The 21,672-nt window shown below is 71.1% G+C and carries 17 protein-coding genes and 3 pseudogenes; 10 read left to right on the top strand and 10 right to left on the bottom strand.

All coding sequences use genetic code 11. The annotated features are described in order from the left end of the window. Positions 1-77 precede the first annotated feature (77 nt). From ACH4NX_RS20165 to ACH4NX_RS20155, 3 genes and pseudogenes are all read left to right on the top strand, one after another. Positions 78-1,436 carry an MFS transporter gene (locus ACH4NX_RS20165; RefSeq protein WP_398129218.1) on the top strand — a complete coding sequence of 453 codons (1,359 nt, stop codon included), beginning with the start codon at positions 78-80 and terminating at the stop codon, positions 1,434-1,436. A 515-nt stretch (positions 1,437-1,951) separates the two neighbouring features. Next, positions 1,952-3,130, top strand: a pseudogene (locus tag ACH4NX_RS20160) (IS3 family transposase); the annotation flags it as partial. An 83-nt stretch (positions 3,131-3,213) separates the two neighbouring features. Further along, positions 3,214-3,765 carry a CHAT domain-containing protein gene (locus ACH4NX_RS20155; protein ID WP_398153362.1) on the top strand — a complete coding sequence of 184 codons (552 nt, stop codon included), beginning with the start codon at positions 3,214-3,216 and terminating at the stop codon, positions 3,763-3,765. A 419-nt stretch (positions 3,766-4,184) separates the two neighbouring features. Here ACH4NX_RS20155 and ACH4NX_RS20150 read toward each other — a convergent pair. The 5 genes and pseudogenes from ACH4NX_RS20150 to rsgA form a co-directional block, all read right to left on the bottom strand. Continuing rightward, positions 4,185-4,364: pseudogene (locus ACH4NX_RS20150) on the bottom strand (DUF5994 family protein); the annotation flags it as partial. 109 nt (positions 4,365-4,473) lie between these two features. Continuing rightward, on the bottom strand, positions 4,474-4,698 hold the full coding sequence (locus ACH4NX_RS20145) for a hypothetical protein (RefSeq protein WP_398129219.1): 225 nt from the start codon (positions 4,696-4,698) through the stop codon (positions 4,474-4,476). A 43-nt stretch (positions 4,699-4,741) separates the two neighbouring features. Next, positions 4,742-4,930 carry a hypothetical protein gene (locus ACH4NX_RS20140; RefSeq protein ID WP_398129220.1) on the bottom strand — a complete coding sequence of 63 codons (189 nt, stop codon included), beginning with the start codon at positions 4,928-4,930 and terminating at the stop codon, positions 4,742-4,744. A gap of 243 nt (positions 4,931-5,173) precedes the next feature. Further along, a complete protein-coding gene (locus ACH4NX_RS20135) occupies positions 5,174-6,763 on the bottom strand; it encodes a recombinase family protein (RefSeq protein WP_398129221.1) in 1,590 nt (529 codons plus the stop codon). Positions 6,764-6,839: 76 nt separating this feature from the next. Further along, positions 6,840-7,289 (bottom strand): annotated as a pseudogene (gene rsgA / locus ACH4NX_RS20130) (GTPase RsgA); the annotation flags it as partial. A gap of 428 nt (positions 7,290-7,717) precedes the next feature. Between rsgA and ACH4NX_RS20125 the strand changes: the two are divergent. Together ACH4NX_RS20125 and ACH4NX_RS20120 are read left to right on the top strand one after the other, a co-directional pair. Next, the gene (locus ACH4NX_RS20125; protein WP_398129222.1) at positions 7,718-8,467 is read left to right on the top strand and encodes an Atu4866 domain-containing protein; all 750 of its coding nucleotides are present in this window, start codon (positions 7,718-7,720) and stop codon (positions 8,465-8,467) included. Between the two features lie 81 nt (positions 8,468-8,548). Next, positions 8,549-9,940, top strand: a complete 1,392-nt coding sequence (locus tag ACH4NX_RS20120; RefSeq protein WP_351391868.1) for an amidohydrolase family protein — start codon at positions 8,549-8,551, stop codon at positions 9,938-9,940. 208 nt (positions 9,941-10,148) lie between these two features. On the opposite strand, the gene ACH4NX_RS20115 is transcribed toward ACH4NX_RS20120, so the two are convergent. From ACH4NX_RS20115 to ACH4NX_RS20105, 3 genes are all read right to left on the bottom strand, one after another. Then, a complete protein-coding gene (locus tag ACH4NX_RS20115) occupies positions 10,149-10,928 on the bottom strand; it encodes an SDR family oxidoreductase (RefSeq protein ID WP_398129223.1) in 780 nt (259 codons plus the stop codon). A 144-nt stretch (positions 10,929-11,072) separates the two neighbouring features. Next, complete coding sequence (locus ACH4NX_RS20110) at positions 11,073-11,912, bottom strand: SDR family NAD(P)-dependent oxidoreductase (protein WP_351391863.1); 840 nt, start codon at positions 11,910-11,912, stop codon at positions 11,073-11,075. Positions 11,913-12,062: 150 nt separating this feature from the next. Next, positions 12,063-12,938, bottom strand: coding sequence for a helix-turn-helix domain-containing protein (locus ACH4NX_RS20105; protein WP_398129224.1), 876 nt, complete (start codon positions 12,936-12,938; stop codon positions 12,063-12,065). Positions 12,939-13,122: 184 nt separating this feature from the next. On the opposite strand from ACH4NX_RS20105, the gene ACH4NX_RS20100 reads away from it, so the two are divergent. Next, the gene (locus ACH4NX_RS20100) at positions 13,123-14,004 is read left to right on the top strand and encodes a helix-turn-helix transcriptional regulator (protein ID WP_398129225.1); all 882 of its coding nucleotides are present in this window, start codon (positions 13,123-13,125) and stop codon (positions 14,002-14,004) included. A 183-nt stretch (positions 14,005-14,187) separates the two neighbouring features. Continuing rightward, on the top strand, positions 14,188-15,075 hold the full coding sequence (locus ACH4NX_RS20095; protein ID WP_351391854.1) for a hypothetical protein: 888 nt from the start codon (positions 14,188-14,190) through the stop codon (positions 15,073-15,075). Between the two features lie 160 nt (positions 15,076-15,235). Here ACH4NX_RS20095 and ACH4NX_RS20090 read toward each other — a convergent pair whose 3' ends face one another. Both ACH4NX_RS20090 and ACH4NX_RS20085 read right to left on the bottom strand, forming a co-directional pair. Further along, positions 15,236-15,892, bottom strand: a complete 657-nt coding sequence (locus ACH4NX_RS20090; protein ID WP_351391851.1) for a hypothetical protein — start codon at positions 15,890-15,892, stop codon at positions 15,236-15,238. Then, complete coding sequence (locus tag ACH4NX_RS20085) at positions 15,889-16,272, bottom strand: hypothetical protein (protein WP_351391848.1); 384 nt, start codon at positions 16,270-16,272, stop codon at positions 15,889-15,891. Before ACH4NX_RS20085 ends, ACH4NX_RS20090 begins: the two co-directional genes overlap by 4 nt. Positions 16,273-16,511: 239 nt before the next feature. Between ACH4NX_RS20085 and ACH4NX_RS20080 the strand changes: the two genes are divergently transcribed. The 3 genes from ACH4NX_RS20080 to ACH4NX_RS20070 are packed head-to-tail and all read left to right on the top strand — an operon-like array spanning position 16,512 to position 21,528. Further along, positions 16,512-20,201 (top strand): CHAT domain-containing protein, encoded by a 3,690-nt coding sequence (locus tag ACH4NX_RS20080; protein WP_398129226.1) that lies wholly within the window; start codon positions 16,512-16,514, stop codon positions 20,199-20,201. After that, entirely contained in the window at positions 20,198-20,875 is a 678-nt protein-coding gene (locus tag ACH4NX_RS20075; protein ID WP_398129227.1) for a hypothetical protein, read from the top strand. Before ACH4NX_RS20080 ends, ACH4NX_RS20075 begins: the two co-directional genes overlap by 4 nt. Continuing rightward, a complete protein-coding gene (locus ACH4NX_RS20070) occupies positions 20,875-21,528 on the top strand; it encodes an RES family NAD+ phosphorylase (protein ID WP_351391840.1) in 654 nt (217 codons plus the stop codon). Before ACH4NX_RS20075 ends, ACH4NX_RS20070 begins: the two co-directional genes overlap by 1 nt. The last annotated feature ends 144 nt before the right edge of the window (positions 21,529-21,672 follow it).

The raw sequence follows: 21,672 nt of genomic DNA, 5'->3' as shown, positions 1-21,672 counted from the left end.
CTGTCCGGGTCCAGCAGCATCCGGGTACACCCCAGCAACCGTCAGTTTGTCGGCGGCGAGTTCCTCGGGAGGCCCGCATGACCAGTACAGAGGTGATGCCACGGCACCGGCCGGGACTGGCACTTGGGGCGCTAGCCGGGGCGCTCGCACTAGATGTGAGTGGTCTCGGGGTGCTCAATGCCGCACTGCCATCCGTCGGAGCTCGTTTCGGCCTGGACGACACCACGCTCCAGTGGGTCATGATTGCTTACGCCGTAACGTTCGCCGGCTTCCTGCTGGTAGGCGGCCGCCTGGCCGATGTGTTCGGCCGTCGACGGGTGTTCGAACTCGGTGTCGCAGTGTTCACGGTGGCCGCGTTGGTCGGGGCTGTGGCGCCGAACACCTGGGTGCTGCTCGGTGCGCGTGCGGTCCAGGGCATCGGCGCGGCGCTGTCGGGTCCGGCTGCACTGGCCCTGCTGACCGAGGTGTTTCCGGTCGGCCCGGTCCGCAACCGGGCACTTAGTGTGTACGCGGCGGTCGGCGCAGCGAGCTTCAGCGGCGGGGTATTGCTGGGCGGTGTGCTGACCCAGTTCCTCGGCTGGCGGTCGGTGCTGTGGTTCTCGGTGGTAGTGGGGGTGGCCGTGCTGGCCGCGACGCGCGCTGGGCTGCCCGGTGGTGTTGGGCGCGGCAGCCAGTTGGACCTGCCCGGTGCGATCTCGGGCACGATCGGCCTCACCCTGCTGGTCGTAGGCGCGAGCAGTAGCGGCGCGTTGGCATGGGGTTCTTTCTGCGTCGCAGTGGTATTCCTGCTGCTCTTCGTCGTGTGCGAGCACCGCAATGCCGACCCGGTGCTTCCTCTCGGCCTCTTCCGGGTCGCATCGGTACGGGCAGCGAGTCTGGCGGCGTTCCTCCAGTACATGGGCTCGGTCGGGATGCTGTTCTTCGCGCCGCTGTATCTGCAGGGGATGCTGAAGTACTCTCCGTTCGAGTCCGGTCTCGCGCTGGTACCGATGTCGGCGGGCGTTTTCCTTACCGCCAACTTCGTCACCGGACGCCTGCTTGCCAAGTACACGCCGCGCACGCTGATGGCCGTCGGGCTCGTCCTGATCGGCGGAGGAACAGCGCTGTGGATGAGCACACCTCACCAGGGCAGCTATCTGCTGCATGTGCTGCCTGGCCTGGTGATCAGCGGCATCGGCCAAGGACTGAACTTCCCCTCAATGACGTCCGCCGCGCTCACCGGTGTCGAGCCGGAACGACATGCGGTCGCCGGGGCGGTGAATGTCGTGGCACAGCAGATCGGCGCCAGCGTCGGAGTGGCGGTCATGGTCCTGGTCGCAGCGACTAGCGATGACCAGCTCACCGGCTACCACCTAGCCTACCTCTCAGTCGGCATCGGCTGTTTGCTCGGAGCGGCGATCATCACTATGTCAGGTCGTCAGACAAGCGCGTCCTGAAGAGCCCTCATGTGGAATAGCTCGGGACTGCTGCAGCTGTACCAGGCCCGCCCCGGGCCGGGCCGTAGCCGTCGATGGCCTCCCACACGAAGATCAGCAACAGTCGTCGTCACGGCCGGCGCGCGCCTTTGGCGCGACTCTTTTGGTCATTGCTGGTGTCATCGCCGCGGTGGCCGCATGCCTCAAAAGTTGATCAACTTTCTGTCGAGCTGGAGGAGAATAGAGCCTGCCCCCCATAGGACCCCCGAACTTGGAAGTTCGGGGGTCCTATGCGTGGACTCACGCAGCGGGCATCAGTTCAGACACTTGGTGATGAACCTGCGGAGTCGTCGAGGAAGCCCGTCCGAAGCAGCCATCGATCCGGCTCGGCACGTAGGGACTCTGTGCCCCCCTGCGATCACCGGTTAGCGATCTGAGGGCCGATGCTGGATGGGCAGCACTCGAAGGGACTGCTGCAGAGTTGGGTGACACCTGACCTGGCTTGCTGAGAGGCGGCCTGGAAGGATGTTGCAGCGCCCAAGCCGTATCCCAAGGAGTTCCGCGAGGACGTCGTGCGAGTCGCGCGCAACCGCGAGCCAGGCGTCACGCTGGGACAGATCGCCGCCGAATTCGGCGTCCACCCGATCACGCTGTCGAAGTGGCCGCGCCGCGCCGACACCGACGAGGGCGCCAGGCCCGCAACGGCTTCGAGTGAGTCGGCCGAGCTTCGCGAGGCCCGGAAGCGGATCCGGCTGCTGGAGCAGGAGAACGAGGTCCTCAGGAGGGCGGCGTATCTGTCGCAGGCGAACCTGCCGGCAAAATGATGTACCCGCTCGTCCGCGAGCTGGCCGCCGCCGCTGCCCCTTGCCGGGTGCCGGTGGCGGTGGCGGTGACGTGCCGGGTACTCGGGCTGGCCCGCCAGCCCTACTACCGGTGGCTGGACCGGTCGGTCACCGACGCCGAATTGGCCGAGGCATACCGGGCCAACGCCTTGTTCGACGCGCACCGCGACGATCCCGAGTTCGGCCACCGCTTCCTTCTCGACGAGGCGCGCGCCGCCGATGAGGCATGGCCGAGCGGACCGCCTGGCGGATCTGCCGGGACAACGGCTGGTGGAGCGCCTTCGGCAAGCGCAGGGGCTGCGGGAAGAACGCCAAGGCCGGGCCGCCGGTCCACGATGACCTGGTGCGACGGGACTTCACCGCGGACGGGCCGAACCGGCTGTGGCTCGCGGACATCACCGAGCACACAACCGGCGAGGGCAAGCTGTATCTGTGCGCAGTCAAGGACGCTTTCTCGGGCCGTATCGTGGGCTACTCCATCGACGCCCGGCTGCAGTCCCGCCTCGCGGTGAGAGCCTTGGAGCCCGCCGTCGCCCGCCGCGGCCCCGTCGCGGGGTGCATCGTGTACTCCGACCGCGGCTCGCAATTCCGGTCCCGCAAGGTCGCCGCTGTACTCACCCGGCATGGCCTGGCCGGTTCGATGGGCCGGGTCGGGGCCGCCGGCGACAACGCCGCGATGGAGAGCTTCTTCGCACTGCTGCAAAAAGACGTCCTCGACCGCCGTACGTGGGCCACCCGCCAGGAGTTGCGGACCGCGATCGTCACTTGGATCGAGCGGACCTACCACCGGCGCCGACGGCAACGACGCCTGGGCCGATTGACCCCGTCGAGTACGAGACCATCATGACCCCACCCGCAGCTCTGGCTGCATAAACCCCGCTGTCACCTGATCACGCAGCAGTCCTCCCGCTGCGGCACGTCACCGAAGAAGCTCGGAGGATCCGGAACCTCCTCCACTGCCCGGTCCAGCTCGTCGAGTCTGCCCCCACACCCGACGGAACACCTCCGCCCCCGAGTATCGGCACACCCACCACATCTGCAGTCCTGGCACGCCTGCCGGCATAAGGGATTGCCACTTCGCATGCCACGGCATATCCGACCGGAGCGATCCCTCATTCAGTCGCCTGCTTCTGCACGACCATGCAACGACACCGTTGACCGTCTCCGCCCTCTCCCGGGCCAATCTCGATCACCCGCAGTTGGCCTACCTGTCTGCCTGCAACACCGCGGACCCTGGACGTGGGGACCTACTGGACGAGGCCGTCCACCTCACCAGCGCTTTCCAACTCGCCGGGTTCCGTCATGTCATCGGGACCCTGTGGCCGATCAACAATCACCTGGCCGCCGAAATCGCCGAGTCCTTCTACACACACCTGACAGTCGGCCAGCCCGGGAGCCTTGGCCCCGACCAATCCGCTACCGCGCTCCACAAGACGATCCGGGCAGTGCGCGACCGCTATCCTGCAACTCCCTCCCTTTGGGCTGCACACCTCCACGTCGGCGCCTGAGCCAGGCAGATGCAGTCTGCTCGGCCTATGCCTCTATCCTCAGCAACTCCGCACTGCCCCTCGCTTCCTCCTCGGTCGCCCTGTTAGGACCCGGCGGGGCGAAGCTGAGTGCCGTTCTTCAGCAGAGCGAGGCGGGGAGGCGGACGGCGGCGAGGCTGGTCTCGGTGTTCAGCCGTGGACGAGTCATGACGCTTCGGTTCAAATGCCTCGGTTCATGGGTCCCAGCCCGCTCATCGTAGGTCCCCGGCCCGGGTATACCCGCCCGGGCACACGCTTCCGTACGGGGACCGAGTCGCCGGTCCGTACGCGCGGCCGGTGGGGAAACCGGCTGATCACCTGCGGTCAGTGGTATGGCTGCGGCGACGGCTCGGCGGGGAGCGGCCGCGGCCCCCGTCGCGGTGGGCCCGCCGTTCGCCGGTGGCCGCCGACTCCGCCCCTGTCTCGGGCGGGATGACCAGCAGGTCCCAGCGGCCGGTGCCATAGGAGAGCAGCAGCTTGTGCGGGTCGATCTCCGGGGTGAACCAGCTGACCTTGACGATGTGGCCGTCCACGAGAACCTTGCGGGGGATGACCGGCCAGTACTCCGGGTTGACGGCGATGCAGCTGTGCCCCTTGCTCATTCAGGACGGCGTGCATCAGAGGGCGACGTATCGGTGGGCGTGACGGCCCTCGCCCATATCCACCACCGGCTGGAAGCAGGTCTGCGTCTCAGCCGCTCCCCTCTCGATGCTCACGGCGTGTGGCCTCGGCGGGAGGGCCCTTCGGCGCGGTCACACGTGGGCTCTTACGGTTCCGCCGACCGATTCCCGGTAGGGCGTCGCTGTGGCGGAACGCCTCGATCCTTTCGGCATGCTGCGCGTTGAGCCGGTGAATCAGGACCATTCCCGCGATGATCAGGAAAATGATCGCGGCGATGGTGACGGCTGTCTCCACGTCCTCACCTCCTCAGGGCGGAACTGGAGGTCCCGATCGCGGCTCAGTCCGCCGAAGCGGCTCCGCCGTCGGTCTGCCATTCCTCTTCCCAGCTCCGAGCCTCTGCCGTGTCGTAGCTGATGACCTCGTAGGCCGTCAGACCGCTGGCGGTGCGGATACCCCCCGAACAGTTGCTACTCATCAGCCAGGCGGCGGCCGGCTCCGTCTCCGGAGGGACCACGAGCAGGTCCAAGCGGCCCACCGTGTAGGAAGAGGAGGATCTGTTCCCCGGGCCTCCTCTTGGACACCGATGTTGTTGCTTGCCGGGAGCGGCACCGGCGTGGCGGCCGGTGTGCGGAGTGCTCCCGGCGCTTTCGGTCTACGCCGCTCCGAGGCCCCGGGACGTACTCCGTGAGCAGGCATTTCATCGCACTGCAACGAGTCCGGCACCGTCAGCGAGCGCAGCCTGTGGGGCGGCGCACGACATAGGAGTGCGTCAAGCAACCCATTGCGGCACGATCCTGTCGACGATCGGCGTACGGTCCCCGGGGAAGCGAGCCGGGCGGATCGTCAGCGACGTCAAGACGCATCCCAGAAGCATGCGCCGATCCGTGAGCGTCGACTCCGCCCACGCGTCCGCGAGTGCCTCGCCGTCCGCGAAGAAGACCGAGAGATCTGCCTCCCGCGCGAGCTCGCCGGCTTCGACGTCAAGGGCTTCGATTGCCGCCGACTGCTCGGCCGCCAGCGTCTTAAACCGGTCTTCGGACAGCGTTCCCTCGACGTAGAAGTCGTGCTCCAGCTTGTCTCGGCGTGCCTTCGCCGCGTCGAGGCCCGCCATGACCTCCTCGCGACGAGCTTCCCTCTCCACGTCGTGGAGGACCGCCCAGCGTCGGACAATGGCGTCGAGGCCGGGGGACCCGTGTTCGAGGGCCGAGACGTGGCTCAGCCACATCGCCTCGACCGCCGCGTCCATGCGCTCAGCTCGAACCACCACGCCGGGGCACGCGTCCTTGCCGTACACCGATCGGGTGCGGCACCGGTACATGCGACCGCGGTCGCCGCCACTGCCGGTCATGCCCTTCCTGCAGTGTGGGCAGGAGAAGATCCCGCCGAGGAACGTGGTGTGCGGACGTTTTCCCCGCGAGCCCCCACCCATCTTCGTGACCCGCGCTTCGATCAGCGCGAGAATCCGGAGCCGCTCCCCCGGACTGACGACACCAACGCCGATCACTACCGGATTGCCTTCGGCATCCCGCGCGGGTTCGGACGAGGGTACCCAGACGTCGAGGGGCTGACCGTGTTCGTCGTGCAGCCTGTCCTTGGTGGGCAGCAGGCCGGCCCACGCCGTCGAGCGCACCATGCGCGTGATCGCGCGCGCGTCCCAGCGGGCGCCGTCCCGTGTCCTGATGCCGTCCCGTTCCAGATCGTGGGCCACGCGCATCGCGGATTTCCCGGTCAGCAGCTCGTCCGCGATACGACGGGCGTACGGGTACTCGGCCGGGTCCGGTTCGATGCGTCCCGATCCCCTGGGGGAGCGGACGCCGTACGGGGTGCGCCCACCCGGCCACCGTCCGGCGGTGCGTGCCGCGTTCTTTCCGGTCGTCACCCGAAGGGTGAGGTCCTTGATCTCCTCGCGGGCGCGCTCGGCCAGGATCGCGAAGACGATGCGGGCGCCCGGCTGGCTGGAGTCCAGGCTCTCCTGGAGCACGAAAAGCCGCGCCCGGCGGCGGTCGAATTCGTCCAGGGCCGTACCGATGGCAGCCATGCCTCGTCGGTCGAAGCGGTCCGTCTTCCACACGGCGAGCGTCTTGATCTCGCCGGCCATCACAGCGGCCATCGCGCCTTCGAGCTTCTCTCGCCGTACGTGCTGCTTGGAGGCGCTCCGCTGCTCCAGCCAGACCTTACGGACGGTGAGTCCTTGCCGGTCCGTTTCACGTCGCAGGTCGCGAGCATGCTGCTTCAGGGTCTCGACGGTCTCCCTCTTCTTGCTGCGGCGGAGGTAGAGGTCGACCAGGTCCTCTGGTCCTTTCCCCGCCAGCTCCTCGGGGGAACCGTCCCGGAACTCCTCTGCCACTTTCTTCGCCATATTTCCCTCCTACATCACGGATCCGGCCGCTCCAAACGGCATCCGTGCAGGTGAGGGCTGCTGTGTACTTCTAGGCGCTCTCCCAGGCGAGCGCGAGGAACCGTTCGATCCGGGCGAGGTCGAGCTCGGCCGCGAGCGACACGGCGACGATCGCGTGGTCGACGTTGGCCGCGAGGATCTGCCCCTCGGACCGCTTGGAGGAGGTGGAGCGCACGAAGGCCGTACGGCGGGGCAGATACGTGCGCACGTAGCGCGGGTTGCCGTCCGGTTCCACGGCGACCCAGTCGCCGGTGCAGACGACGCGCAGCGGGTCGTGCGGGGTGACGAAGGCGGTGTCGGCCCGCAGGACTCCGCCGGCGGTGACGACGTCGCACTGCCCGCGGTCGACCCGTACGACCCGTCCGGGGACGAGCTCCTGGGCGGCGTACGGGGCGAACCCGGCCTCCCAGCCCTCGTCCCAGCCATAGGCGGCGAGGACCTGTCGGACGTCGGAAAGGGAAGGTGTGTTGAGCGAGGCGTTGGACAAGGGGGGCCCTTCGAAGGGTGGCCCCGGCGGCGCGCTCCGCGCGGAAGTCGAGTGGGTGTCAGCCGGAGACCACAGGGGTGGGAAGGATGAACTCCTGGATGCGGGCCGTGCCCGTCACCATGACAGTCATCAACGTCCTCACCTCCCGCTTCTTCTCGACGAACCGACACCGTCCCTTCGGGAACGGCTGAGCAGCACCATAACCTCGCCCCGGGGCGCGGCACCACCGATTAAACGCCGGGCCCGCAAGCCCGAGAGCCTGGGTGCACGACACCTGGGGACACCGCGGTCTGGTTCCGATTCCTCCGTACGGCCAACCTGGTGGTCAGGCAGTCGATCAGCTGCCGGACACTCGCCTCGGACCGCGCCGGCGCTCGTTTCGCGCGGCGGGGACACCGATGAGGCGACTCTCCACCGAGGAGCATGCGATGAGCATCACCGACACCGTGAGCTGGAACCAGGAGGCTCTCGACGCGATCCTCTCGAACGACGAGGGACGGCCCGTGCTGTTCACCAACGCACGCGTCCTGACGATGGACCCACTGATCGGGACCATGACCGGCGCCGACCTCCTCTTCGCCGGCTCCCTGATCGTGGGGGTCGGCCCCGCCATCGTCACCGCGGCGGGGGACGACAACGCCATCGTGGTCGACTGCGCCGGCCTGACCATCGCCCCCGCCGTCGTGGACACCGTCGCGCTGGCCGGTGGCCGCGGCCACCGCTCCGAGTACGTCGCGACGCTGTCACCGGGCAACACCTGCGACTTCCTGGTGCTGCCCGACGAACTCGCCACCGACGTGGCGAGCGCGGTCGCCACGCTCGTCACCCGGCCGGAGCGGGTGCGCGCGCTCGTCGCGGCCGGCCGGCCGGTCCTGTGGGCCGGCGCCGACGTCCCCGGCCGGGCCGGCGCCACCGAGGCGGGTGTCCCGGCGGCTGAGGATCTGACCGGCAGCCCCCGCGTCGGAACCTGGATCGACAAGAACGACTTCCTGCGCCAGGAACTCACCGCGGACGGCCGCTACGACGAGACCCGGGGCGGGCGCCCGCATGCCTTCCAGGGCCGGTACTGGATCGACGGCGACCGCGTCGACTACCTGGACGATCTCGGCTTCTGGGCCTACGGGGAGTTCCGGGGCGACGAACTGCACCACGCGGGTTACGTCATGAAGCTCGGCTGACCTTCCCTCCGGCCGGAACACGCACGGTCCCGGGGCCGGGCGCGATCCCGCCCATTTCGCCGAAAGGAAAGAAGACCTCTCATGAACGTCAACGACACCGCCGGCGCCGCCGTCCTCGAAGAGCTCCGGCGCCGGCCCGCCGACCGGCGGCGCGTCCTGTTCACCGGCGCGACCATCGTCACCATGGACCCCGGCCTCGGCGTCGTCGACGGCGGTGACCTCCTCGTCGAGGGCGACACGATCACCGCCGTCGGACGCGGCCTCGACGCGGCGGACGCCGTGGTCGTCGACGCCACCGACACGATCCTCACCCCCGGTTTCGTCGACACCCACCGGCACGCCTGGGAGGCCCAGCTGCGCCGGATCATGCCGGACGTCGACGACCTCGGCGGCTATGTCACGGCCACCCTGGCCGGCTACGCCACGGTCTACCGGCCCCAGGACATGTACATCGGCACCCAACTGGCCGCCCTGACCGCGATCGACAGCGGCATCACGACCATGCTCGACTTCTCTCACAACTCCCGCACCCGCGAGCACTCCGACGCCGCCGTCGAGGCCCTCCTCGACACCGGCATCCGCGGCGTGCACGCCTCCATGGGCCCGCACTTCGGCGAGTGGGACCGGCAGTGGCCCGGAGACCTGGCCCGCGTCCAGAGCCGGTACTTCAGCAGCGGCGACCAGTTGCTCACCCTGCGCCTGGCGGCCCTGGCCACCGACGAGATCGCCGGACCGGGGCTCGCCTACGGCCCTGAACTCGCGCGTGTGGCCCGGGAACTGGGTGTCGGAGTGAGCGTGGACGCCGTTTTCGGCAGGTCCTCCTCCGAGGCGGTCCTGCGCTGGGCCCGGGCCGGTGTCCTCAGCCCGGACGTCACCCTCATCCACTCCACCGGGCTGACCCCCGAGGCATGGAAGGCGATGGGGGAGACCGGCACCACCGTGGCCCTCGCCCCCACGTCCGACGCGCAGATCGGCCTGGACACGGCGATCCCCGCCGTCGACGAGGCGCTGGCCGCCGGCATCCGCCCCGGCCTGAGCATCGACGTGGAAGTCGCCCTGGCCGGCGACATGTTCACGCAGATGCGGGCCCTGCACACCATCCAGAGGATGCGCGCGGTCAACGCCGTCCACGGCACCGACCGGCGGCCCTCCCGCATCACCACCCACGACGTCCTCGACTTCGCCACCCTCCAGGGCGCCCGCACCAACGGCCTGGCCGGCGTCACCGGCTCACTCACCCCGGGCAAGAAGGCCGACCTGCTGGTCATCCGGGCCGAGGACCTGAACAACATGCCGCTCAACGACCCGATCGGCACGATCGTGCTGGGCTCCGACGCCCGCAACATCAGCGCCGTCCTCATCGACGGCGAGCCCCGCAAGTGGGACGGCCAGGTCCTCGGCGTCGACCTGGCCGCCCTGCGCGACGAGGTGCGCGCCTCGCGCGAGTACGTGCTGAACACCCCGGCTGTCTGAGCGTTCCCGCCCGCGGGCAGCCGGCGCCGCCCCCGACCGCGCCTGCTCCCACGCGACCGACAACCGGTCGCCCCGGACATGCTGAGGGCCCTGGGCGGCCCCTTCTCGGCCTCCTCCTCGGCCGTCCGGCCGCCCGTCTTTGCCGACGCGTCAGGGTGGGGGAGGAACAGCGGCGCGCTGTTCCTCCCCCACCCTGACGGGACGGACTTCAGATGGCCTGGGCGGTGGGCAGGATGGTGATCTCGGTGAGGTTGACGTGGCGCGGGACGGCGGCCATGAAGGCGACGGTTTCCGCGATGTCGGCGGACTGCAGGCAGTCGATGTCGTGGATGAGATCGGCCATCAGCTTGGAGGCGTCGGGGTCGGTGACGTGGTCGGGGAGTTCCGTCTCGACCATGCCGGGCTCGATGGTTGCCACGCGGACCATCTTGCGCCCGAGTTCGACGCGGAGCAGCCGGGTGAGGTGGCTGATGTACGCCTTGGTGCCGGAGTAGACGGAGAACTTCTCCAGGATCCGGGTGGCCGCGATGGACGAGGTGTTGATCAGGTCGGCGGGTTTGCCCTGGGCGGCGGAGTCCGTCAGGTGCGGGAGGAACGCGGCGATGACGTTCATCAGGCCGGTGATGTTGAGGTCGATCTGGCGCTGCCATTCGTCGACCTTGAGTTCCTCGATGCCGGAGACGAGTTGGACGCCGGCGTTGTTGAACACGAGGTCGGCCTTGCCGAAGCGGGTGGCGACCTGGTCGGCGGCGGTCTGGACGGCGGCACGGTCGGTGACGTCGACGGCCAGGGCGAGCGCGGTGCCGCCACCGGCCTCGATGTCCTTGACCAGGCTGTCGAGGCGTTCCTTGCGCCGGGCCAGGACGACCACGGTGGCACCGAGTTCGGCGAGTCGCTGAGCGGTGACGGCACCCATGCCGCTGGAGGCGCCGGAGACGACAGCGACACGGCCGGCGAGGGGAGTGCCGGTGAGCAGAACGGTGGACATCACACAATCTCCATCTCTTCGATCGGACGGCCCGGCGGTGGGGAGAGCCGGGGTGGTGCGGTGCCCGGCCGGCCGGACCGTCCTGCCCTGCCGGGCGACTGGAGGGGGCCGCGGGCACCCGAAGGCGAGGGCACCGGCGGCATGTCAGGCGGCGTCGTCGTGGCCGGTGGCGGCGGACTTCTCGCGCCACGGGGCGAGATCGTCCCGCACCTGCTGGCACTTGACCTCGAGTCGCTCAAGGGTGTCGCGCCCGAGGTAGAGGTGCGTGGGCGGCTTCTCGGTGGAGGCGGCCTCGACGATGAGCGCGGCGCCCTTGACGGGGTCACCGAGCTGGGCGTGGTTGGCCTGGTCGACCCAGTCCAGCGTCACGTGGGCGGGGGTGCCGTCGTAGTCGGCGATGCGGTTCGCGGCGACCGACAGGGAACTGGCGTCGAGGAAGTCGGTACGGAACACACCCGGCTCGACGACCATCGACCGGATCCCGAACGGGGCCATCTCGGCCGAGAGTGCCTCACTGATGCCGGCGACGGCGAACTTCGACGCGCTGTAGAGACCGACGCCGGGTTCGCCCTCGAAACCGGAGCGGGAACCGATGTGCACCAGCCGGCCCGAGCCCTGCTCGCGCATGACGGGCAGCACGGCGCGGGTGACGTTGATCAGGCCGAAGACGTTGAGGTCGAACAGCGACCGGGCCTCCGCGTCGGTGACCTCCTCCAGCGCGCCGAGCAGGCCGCGGCCGGCGTTGTTGACCAGGACGTCGATGCCGCCGAACCGGTCCACGGCGGCATCGACCGCCTGCGGGACGCTGTCGTTGTCCGTGACGTCCAGGGCGACCGTGAGCACCTTGTCCGCGTTCTTCAGATCGTCCGGCACACGCTCCGGATTCCGTACGGCGACCACGACATCGCCGCCTCCCGCCAGAGCGGCACGGGCGATTTCCGCGCCGATTCCGCGCGAGGCACCGGTGACGAACCACGTAGCCATGGGAAAAACCTCTTTCGTCGCTTCCCCTGTTCGGGAATTTCCGTTGACGTTTTCGAGGGTGCCCATCGGCTACGACGCCATGGTGGCAGCGCTTGTCCTGGGAGTGGCACACCCAGCCTCGATGACCCGGTAGGTCCGGGGCGGGCTGGTTCAGGAGCCGTGTGCGGGTTTCCGCCGGTGGAGTACTGCCGATGCGCCGAGGGAGCCCAGCAGGGCCAGTCCGTCGGCGGAGAGGGAGCCCGGCTCGGCCTGCAGGATGACGAGCTGCTGCCCCGGGGCACTGCGGATGCTGAGGGCCTCGTGCCGCAACTCCAGGTCTCCCACGACGGAGTGATGCACGTGCTCGACGTCGTAGGGCGGGAGCCGGGTGTACCGGCGGGCCCACAGGGTGCGGAACTCGCCGCTGCGTACCGACAGTTCGCCGACGAGCTCCAGGAGTCGAGAATCTTCCGGAGTGCCGGCCGCGGCCTGCTGGAGGTCGGCGACCGCACGCTGCCGGGCCCGTACCGCGTTTCGGTGGAAGGACTTCGCCGCGGGGTCGAGGAAGAGCATGCGCAGCACGTTGTCGTGCTGCGCGAAGTCACCGTAGAGGGCGTCGGCCAGGGCGTTGGTGGCCAGCAGGTCCTGGGCGTGCCCGATGACGAGGGCAGGCGTCCCGGTCCAGCTCTCGATCAGCTGCCGCAGGTGCGGACGGACCCGCTCGACCCGGACCGGGGGCTTCGTACGGCGGACCGCCGGCCGGGCCAGCCGGAGGAGCTCCCCCTTGTCCTCGTCTCCGAGCCGCAGTGCGCGGGCCAGGGACTCCAGCACCCGCAGCGAGGGGACGGCTTCGCGGCCCTGCTCAAGCCGGCTGTAGTAGCTCAGACTGATCCCCGCGAGCGTCGCGACCTCGTCACGCCGCAGGCCGGGCACCCTTCGCCGGCCCGCCACGGACAGTCCCGCCTCGGCAGGGCCGAGTCGTTGCCTGGCGGAGCGGAGGAGCTGACCCAGCCCTTCCACCGGGCCAGGGCGAGTGTCGTTGTCCATGGAGTCAAGGCTAGGCGGAGAAGGCCGGGCGAAGCCCCGCCGACGGTGGGTACGTCGCACCCAGGAACACGGCTTCCTCCCCCTCCGGGAGAAAAGCACGCGATGGATCGTTGAGCGATGTTCGACTGGTGTCACACCGGGCAGTCAATGGTTCTCGTCGGCTGCGACCATTTAGTCTTGCCGCATGAGCAATGGGACTCCTTTGGGTGATTTCCTCAGAGCCCGCCGAGAAGCCTTGAAGCCGCACGACGTCGGTCTGCCCGAACACGGGCGACGCCGGGTGCCGGGACTGCGCAGAGAGGAAGTCGCGCTACTCGCCGGAGTCAGCTCCGACTACTACATCAGGCTGGAGCAGGGGCGCGAGAACAGCCCGTCCCCGCAGGTGCTCGACGCCGTGGCGCAGGCACTGAAACTGAGCGCGGAGGCCACCGACCATCTCCACCGCCTCTGCCTCACCGCCTCGCAGCGCCCGCGTGACCGGGGTGAGGCGGACGTCAGCCGGCAACTGCTGCAGCTGATGGACGGATGGGAGCACACTCCGGCCTTCGTCGTGGGTCCGGCCCTCGACATCATGGCGGGCAACTCCCTCGCCACGGCCCTGCACAGCGCGTTCGACGAGTTCGACAACCTCGCCCGCATGGTGTTCGTCGACCCGGCGGGGCGCGAGTTCTACCAGGAATGGGAGCGAGCCGCGCACTCCTGTGTCGCCGAGATCAGAGCCGCCTTCGGCCACGATCCCCGATCGGCCCGCATCGCCGAGGTCGTGGCGGAACTGTCCGCCCGGAGCGAGGAGTTCGCCCGGATCTGGCAGATGCACGAGGTCAAGAGCAAGTCCCAGGAAGGCAAGCATCTCAAGCACCCCCAGGTCGGAGACCTGCACATCAAGTTCGCGGCTTTCACGGTCAACGGGGCCGCGCATCAGCAACTCGTGGTCTACCAAGCCGAACCGGCCAGCCCGACGGCGAACGCCTTCGAGGCGCTGAGGGCCATGGCCACCCAGCCCGAGCCGGCCCGGGCATCCGTGCCCGTGGCGCCCGACCTCGCCGGCGACGAGCAGGAGCGGTGACGGCGAGCGCGCGCGGCCGGGGAGAGGCCGGCCTGTGCTCTCGGGCGGGCCGGATCACCCTGGCTCGGACCGCTCCCTGAGACCAACCCATCCCCGCGTTGGGCGTGTTGGTGACCGAACAGGGCACCCGGAGCGGGAGGCCGGCGCATGCGAGTGCGGTCGGCGGTCGCTGAGGAGATGGGGATGCGTATGCGTGGCACGGGGACGAAGGCCGGTGCGATCGTGGTTGCCGCGGTTGTGGGGAGCGTGGTCCTCGCGGGGTGCGGGGACGGCGGTGAGCCGAAGTCGCAGGAGGGCGGCGGTTCGTCGGCGAGCGCGAGCAAGGACGGTGGCGGCACCGGGCAGGAGAAGGGCACGTCGGCGGTACGGGCGGCCTACGACAGGACGGCCGAAGCCGAGTCGGCGCGGATGACGATCAGAATGAAGCTCGCCGCGGAGGGGAAGACGATCACGTCCGACGGCAAGGGCACGCTCGACCTGGCCGCCGGCGACAGCGTCATGACCCTCACGGTGCAGGACAAGACGATCGAACAGCGAGTGGTCGACCAGGTCCTCTATCAGAAGGTGCCGGGGCAGAAGGCTCCGGGGGGCAAGCCCTGGATCAAGATCGACCTGGAGAAGGCCGCTGCACAGCAGGGGCTGAGCGGCCAGCAGATCGGCGATCCGGCGCAGACCGCCGCCTATGCCAAGGCGATCACCGACAAGGACGTGACCAAGGTCGGCACGGAGAAGATCGACGGAGCCGACACCACCCACTACAAGGTCTCCGTGGACGTCTCCCAGCTGCCGGGCGGCGAGCGGATGAGCAAGCAGCTCGGCCCGACGCTGCCGATGCAGGTCTGGCTCGACGAGGAGGGCCGGCTGCGCCGCCAGCAGATCGACATGACCGTCCAGGCCCCGGCCTCCGCCTCCGCGAAGCCGGACGGCGGCGCATCCGCCCGGCAGCTCAAGATGAGCACGGTGATGGAGTTCACGGACTTCGGCACCGAGGTCGACGCCGAGGCCCCGCCGACCGAGCAGGTGGCCGACATGACGGACCAGGCTCTCCAGGGCGGCCCGCAGCAGAGCTGATTCCCCGTCACCGGTCGAAGCCGCGTACGGGGGGGCGGATACGTGCGCACGTAGCGCGGGGTGCCGTCCGGTTCGACGGCGACCCGGCCGTCGGTGCAACGGCCCGGTGGACGCGGGTGCTTCGGCGGGTGAGCCGGGACGCCGCGCCCGCTGGCCCCGCTCACGGGATCGCTCCGGCGGCCGGGCAGGCGTCGACGGGGCCCAGGGAGACGATGTCCGCCAGTCGCACCGTCACCTCGCCCGTGTCCGTCTTGAGTACCAGTCCGCCGTCGGCGATCCGCAGGGACTGCCCGCAATGGGCGGCCGAGGAGGTTCGCACGAGCAGCCGCGGCCCCTCCTGGACCGGGCCGTACCAGGTGAGCGCGACCGCTCCCACCAGCGCCGCGCCGCAGACCAGGGTCAGCAGCACACCCAGCCGCAGCGCCCGCACGGCGCGCAGCGTCTCCACGTGCTCCCCCGCCCGGAGCCGGGCGGGGGCCGCTGCGGTGTCCGACGCGAGCGAGACCATGACGGGCGCGCCGTGGGCCGCGCGCAGCAGCAGGAGGGCGCCGGCCGTGCCGCAGACCAGGGAGAGCAGGAGCGTCCCGCCGACCAACGTGCCGTAGGGCGGCGCGAGTTTGCTGACGTCGGTACGTCCCTTGATCAGGCCGAAGCCGAGCAGTCCGACGAAGAGGCCGGCCAGTCCGTGCCGCCAGGCGTACGCGGCCTCCCGGACGCGGGGCAGTTCGGCGGCCAGCAGATCCAGGGTCCGGCGGGCCGCCTCCCGGTCCGCGGGAGTCGCCGGGGGCCCGGGAACCACGCGCCGGCCGGTCGTCACCCGTGCTCCAGCCGTACGTTCCAGTAGGCGCCGCAGCCGGTCTCGTCCTCCGGGCGGCCGGGATGCGCGGTCTCGCAGGTGCAGATGACCGGGATGCCGTCCGCGCGGTGCGACGGTCCTCGGTACGCGCGACGGACGTGGAGGTAGGTGCACGCGCACCCGCACCGCGGGCACCGCCCGCTGAGCACCACCGTCTCCTGGTTGACGGGCACGACGTCCACGGCCTGCGCGTACGTCGCCGCGTAGTCGGCCCGCGTCGTCTCCCGGTACGCGACGGGCTCCCGGGCGGCGCCCGACGCCGAACCGGTCGCGGCCGAAGCCGACCGGGCCGAACCGGACGTGTCGGTCCCCGTGTCCGCGTCCGTGTCCGTGTCCGCCATGTGTGCCTCCTCGCACCACCACGTGCCTGTCGGACGCCCGTTGGTCCGATGTCCCAGCCAGGACACCACGGGGGGTGCCGCGTCGACGGGCCGCGACCGGTAAACGCCCGGCCGGAACGGACAGTGGTCGGCCGCCGGGTGGAAAGCGGTCGGTCTCCGGTCGCCCGGCGGGTGCCTCTCGCCAACCGGCCGTGCCGGAAAGCGTGAAGGGGCATGATGAGTGCGGGAGGGAGAGCTGGATGGACGACGCCTCGCACGATGCCTCGCTCGACGCTCACGCCGCACGGCACTCGGACTGCTCACCGGCCGAGTCACCGACCGACGTCTCCGCACGTGCCGACTCCGTCCTGGCCGGGACGGCGGACTGCGTCGTCCCCTTCCGTGCCGACGAGCACAGCGGACCGGTCGGCCCGGAGCTGGACGCCCGCGTCGACGAGGTCGCCCTGCTCGTCGACGAGTCGGACGAGGTGCCCGGCCAGGAGACGCTCCGGGCCCGGCTCAGGGCGCGGCTCGGGGCGCTGGTCGCCACGCGGTTCGTCCTCGGGCAGCGGCCCGAGGACCGGCTCCGGGCCCGCGAACTGCTCCAGGAGGCACGCGGGTCGGAGCTGCTCGACACGGCGGACCGCGGCATCGCGCGCCGCGATCTCGTCCGTCTGCTGGGGTCCCGGCTGGTGCGGCTGGACGCGACGGTGCGGGAGGCGGGGATCGACACCGCGGACGGCCTCCGCCTGGGCGACGTGCGCATGGCCATGGAGATCGGCAGGCCCGAAACACAGGGCGGCTCGGGCCTACCGGAGGACTTCGGCCTACTGGTCCGACTGCTGTTGGCCAACGACTCGGTGGACCTGGACGCCGAGCAACGGGAACACCTCCTCCTCCTCGACGCCGCCACGGAGGCGATGCAGCGCAACGACCTGCCCGGTGTGTTCGCCTCGGCCGAGCGGCTGATGCGGTCCGGCCGGTACGAGGGCTCCTTCCTGCCCCGGATGCTGAACTCGGTGCTGCCCACCCTGCTGTCGGTGTTGCCGGACGACCCCCCGGCGGAGGTGGAGCAGCAGGCCGCCGACCCCGGGGGCGGCCTGGACGCCCTGTGGGAGATCCTGGCCCTGACCGAGGTGCAGGACCCCGGCACACTGGCCCCCGGGGAGCTGCCCGAGCTCATCGAGGCCCTGACGGGCCGCGAGGATGCCGGGCCGGACGGTCCCACGCTGTCCGCCCGGATGATCGCGGCCATGTCCCACGTCTCCCAGGCCACCCGTACCGGCGACATGACGAGCATGAACGCCGGGCTGAGACTCGTACACGAGGCCTTCGTGGCCGAGGAGTTCGACGCGGGCCAGCTCGCCGACTGGCTGCCGGGCGTCATGGCCGGCATGCTCGCCGGTGCCTCCATGACCGGAGGCAGCCTCCAGGACGAGGACCTGGCCGACACCATTCTGCGCGACCTCGAGCGGGCCGGCGCTCCGGTCGGCGGCAGACTGGCGGTCAGCCTGCGCGCGTGCGGCCGGATCGCCCGGCTGCAGATCGCCCTGACCCGGGCGTTGGACAGCGATGACGGCGACGCCGTCGAGTCCGTGCTGCTCGACCTCCAGGAAATGGAGGACTCGCTCGCCGGGGCGGAGGAGTGGGTGACGGTGGGGTATTCGTTCCTGCTGGGCTCGGCGTACCTGGCGATGGCGCTGCGCGGCAGGACGACGGAGGACGTCCGCACGGCCGTGCACCACTTCGAGCAGGTCATGACGGAGTCGGTGGAGATTCCCGCCCTCCGGAAACTGCTGGACGCCTCCTGGGCACCTCTGCTGGCGCTGACCGCGCAGCTGGACAAGGACCCCAGCCGCCTTGCCGCGGGGATCGAGCGCACCCGGTCCACTCTCGAGGGCCCGGGAGTGACCTTCGACTTCGAGTCCCGCGTACGGAGGGTGCTCGCCCTCGCCCTGGAAACGCTGCACGAGCTGACCGGCGACCCGGCCGCCCTGGACGAGGCCGTGGCGGAGCTGCGGCTGGCCCGGTCGGCGCTGCGGCCGGACGCCCCGGGCAATGCCTCGGTCCACGGATCGCTGGCGAAGACCCTGGCCGACCGGGCGGGCGCCCGGCCCGGCACTCCCGAGGCCGACGAGGACCTGCGCGCCGCCGTGGGCGCGGCACGGGACGCGCTGCGGGCGACGGCGGACGACGTGCTGCTTCAGGCCGGGGTGCGCCACGGCCTGCGGATGGCCCGGCAGGGCGCCGACCTGGGACGTACGGCGGCCCTGTGGGCGCTTCGGATCGGGGACCCGCAGGAGGCGGTCGGCTGTCTGGAGGCCGGCCGCTCGCTGGTGCTCCGGGCCGCCGGGGTGTCCTTGGGCGTCGCCGACCGGCTGGCCGCGCTGGGCGCGCCGGAACTCGCGGAACGCTGGCGCACCGCCGCCCCGGCGGGGGAGGCCCCGGCCGACGGCGGGGTGGCCCGCTCTGCGCTCGACGAGCTGCTGTCCGGATCGCCTGGCGGGCCCGCGCTCCCGGGCGACCTGCGACGCGAGTCACTGGCCCTGCTGCGCGGCCGGGAGCGGCCGGCCGACGAACCGTCGGCCGGGACGGTGGCCGCCCTGCGCGCCGGCCTGGCGCGGGCCGGGGTCGACGCCCTGGTCCATCTGCTGCCGGGGTCGGGGGCCGAGGACGGCGCGCTGCTCGTCGTCACCCCGGACGGGCCGGCCGGCGTGGTCCGGTCGCCCGGGCTGTCCGTGTCCGGCCGGGCCCCGGTGACGGACTTCCTGGCGGCCGGGGCGGCCCGGCAGCGCCTGGAGTCGGCCGACGGCGAAGTGGCGCCCCAGGAGCTCGACCGGGCGGACCGGGCCTGGTCGGCGGCGCTCACCGCGCTGTGCGACTGGGCCGGCGGGGTGGCGGGCCCGGCGCTGGACCACCTCGGCCTCTGGGGACGCGCCCTGCGCGAATCCGGGCTCGTCCGTCACCCGGCCGGCTCCGAGGACACACACTCCTCCTCCGCTTCGGATCGCGCGCCCGAGGCCGCCGTACGGCTGGTGCTGGTGCCCTGCGGCGAGCTGGGCGTGGTGCCGTGGCAGGCGGCCGTGCTGCGACCGCCCGACTCGGCCGGCGGCCCGGACTCGGTGCGGCTGTGCGAGGTCGCGGTGGTCTCGCACGCGGCCTCGGGGCGTGAGTTCCTCCGTGCGTCGGCACGTCGGCGCATGCGCCCGGCCGAGCGGCCCGCCCTGGTCTTCCACGGGCACGACCTGATGTGGGCGGAGGAGGAGGTCGAGGTGCTCCAGGAGCGGTACTACCCGGATGCCGGGCACTTCGCCGAGTCGTACGGCACCACCCCCACGCCGGAGACGGTGCTGGGGCTGCTCGGCGCGCGGGACGGCGCCCCCGCCTCGCTGGTGCACCTCGCCTGCCACGGGCTGGCCGGGCCGGACCCGACCGCCTCCGCGCTGCGGCTGGCCCCTCCCCCGTCGGCCGCGGCGGACGGGGCCGTCAGCGCCGACCTCACCCTCAGCACCCTGCTGGACACCCCGTCCGGCGACGCCTCACCGCGGACACGGGGCCCGCTGGTGGTGTGCAGCGCGTGCGAGACGGACCTCACCACCCGCGACCACGACGAGGCCCTGACGGTGACCTCGGTCCTGGTCCACCGGCTCGCGGCCGACGCCATCGGCTCCCGGTGGCGGGTCCCCGACGGCAGCTCCGAGATCCTCATGCTGGTCCTGCACGACCGGCTCGCGGCGGGACTCGCGCCGCCGGACGCCCTGCGGGCCGCGCAGCGCTGGATGATCACCCCGCCGGATCTGCGCCCCGAGGTGACCGGGCTGGCGGACGTCTCCGGCTACCGGCTCCGCCAGGACTTCCGCGACCGGCCCGAGACCTGGGCCGCCTTCGTCCACCAGGGCAATCCCGCCCCGGCCGCACCGCCCGAGACCGCCCAGGGGGGAACCCGGTGAACCCGGCCGACCTGCTCCTGTCACTGAAGGAGAACGCCCGCCTGCTGTCGGGCGAACTCGACGAGGAGGCCCGGCAGAAGGTCGTCTCCGCGCTGCGCCTGCTGTACGACGAGGCCGTCGCCGGCCGGGTGCCGGGCACCGCCCGCGCGCTGCGCCGGCTGATGCGCGCGCTGGCCGTTCTCCCGCCCGGCCATCCCGTCGCTCGGCATCTCGACGGCCGGCGGTACGCGACCGGGGCCACCGGCATCCCGTCCACGGCGCTCGTGGCGGACCTGATCGGTCTGCTGGGCGAAGCACCGGCCGGGCCGGAGGAGTTGCGGCGCTCCGCCCGGGCGCGTCTGCTCGCCGCCCCGGCCCTGTCGCCGCGGGAGCACGCGGGCCTGCTGGCCCGGGTGCCGGACGGCGGGCCGGAGCCGCCCGGGGTGATCCGGCTCGACGACCCGGGGAGCGGGCCGCGTTATCCACGGTTCCAGTTCAGGCCGGGCACGGCGGAGCCGCTGCCGGTCGTACGGCGGATCAACGAGCTGCTGCGGGCCGACCGGGACCCCTGGGGCGCCGCCGACTGGTGGCTGGGCGGCAACATGTGGCTGCGCGGGGTCCCGGCGGAGCTGCTCGGCACCCTCCCCGACGAGGACTTGGTGGCGGCCGCCGCCGAACTGGTGGAGGGGGGCTGATGGGCGGCCAGATCCCTCCCGAGGGCGTGCCGATGGAGCCGGTGTTCACCGAGCTGGCGGCGGGGTCCCTGCTCTGGCGCTGTCACGAGACCCAGTACGGCGTGGGGCAGTACAACCCGCGCACGGCGCACGAGTACTTCAAGGGAAGCCGGTTCGACCCCACGGACAAGGACCCGTACCCGTACCTGTACGCCGCGCTCGACCCGGTGACGGCGCTCGCGGAGGTGCTGCTGAGGTCCGTGGAGTTCGACGACCGGGCGGCCGTCCGGCAGGTGCCGTGGGCGCAGGCGTCCCGGTACCTGCTCTCGGCGGTCCGTACGGTCTCGGACGTGACTCTGGTCGACCTCACCAGCGCGGAGGGCCTGGCAGCGGTGTGGCAGGACGACTGGCTGGTGACCAGCATGGAGTACGCGCAGACCCGGTACTGGGTCCGGCTGATACGCGAGCACAGCGTGGAGGCGCAGGGGCTGTGCTGGACGTCCAAGCGCTGCATGCCGCGGCGGGCCCTGCAGTTGTTCGGCGACCGGTGTCCCGAGCCGCTGGTCACGTCCCGGCCGGAGGAGTGCTACCGGCTGGACTCCCCCGCCGGCCTGGCGGAGGTCAACCGACTGCTGGGACCGCTTCGGGCGGTGGTCTCGGAGCCGGAGTTCTGACCGGCTGAAGTTCCGACCGGCCGGAGTCACTGACCGGCCGGAGTCACTGACCGGCCGGAATCTCTGACCGGCCGGAATCTCTGACCGGCCGGAGTCTCGGCCGGTCGGCTAGGCCCCGGCGCCTCCGGCTCCCGACCACCGTCG

This window comes from Streptomyces sp. NPDC017225 (genome assembly GCF_044331465.1).
In the GTDB taxonomy this organism is placed as follows: domain Bacteria; phylum Actinomycetota; class Actinomycetes; order Streptomycetales; family Streptomycetaceae; genus Streptomyces.
Note: the sequence above shows the minus strand (reverse complement) of the source record. Positions and strands in the feature narration are given on the sequence as shown.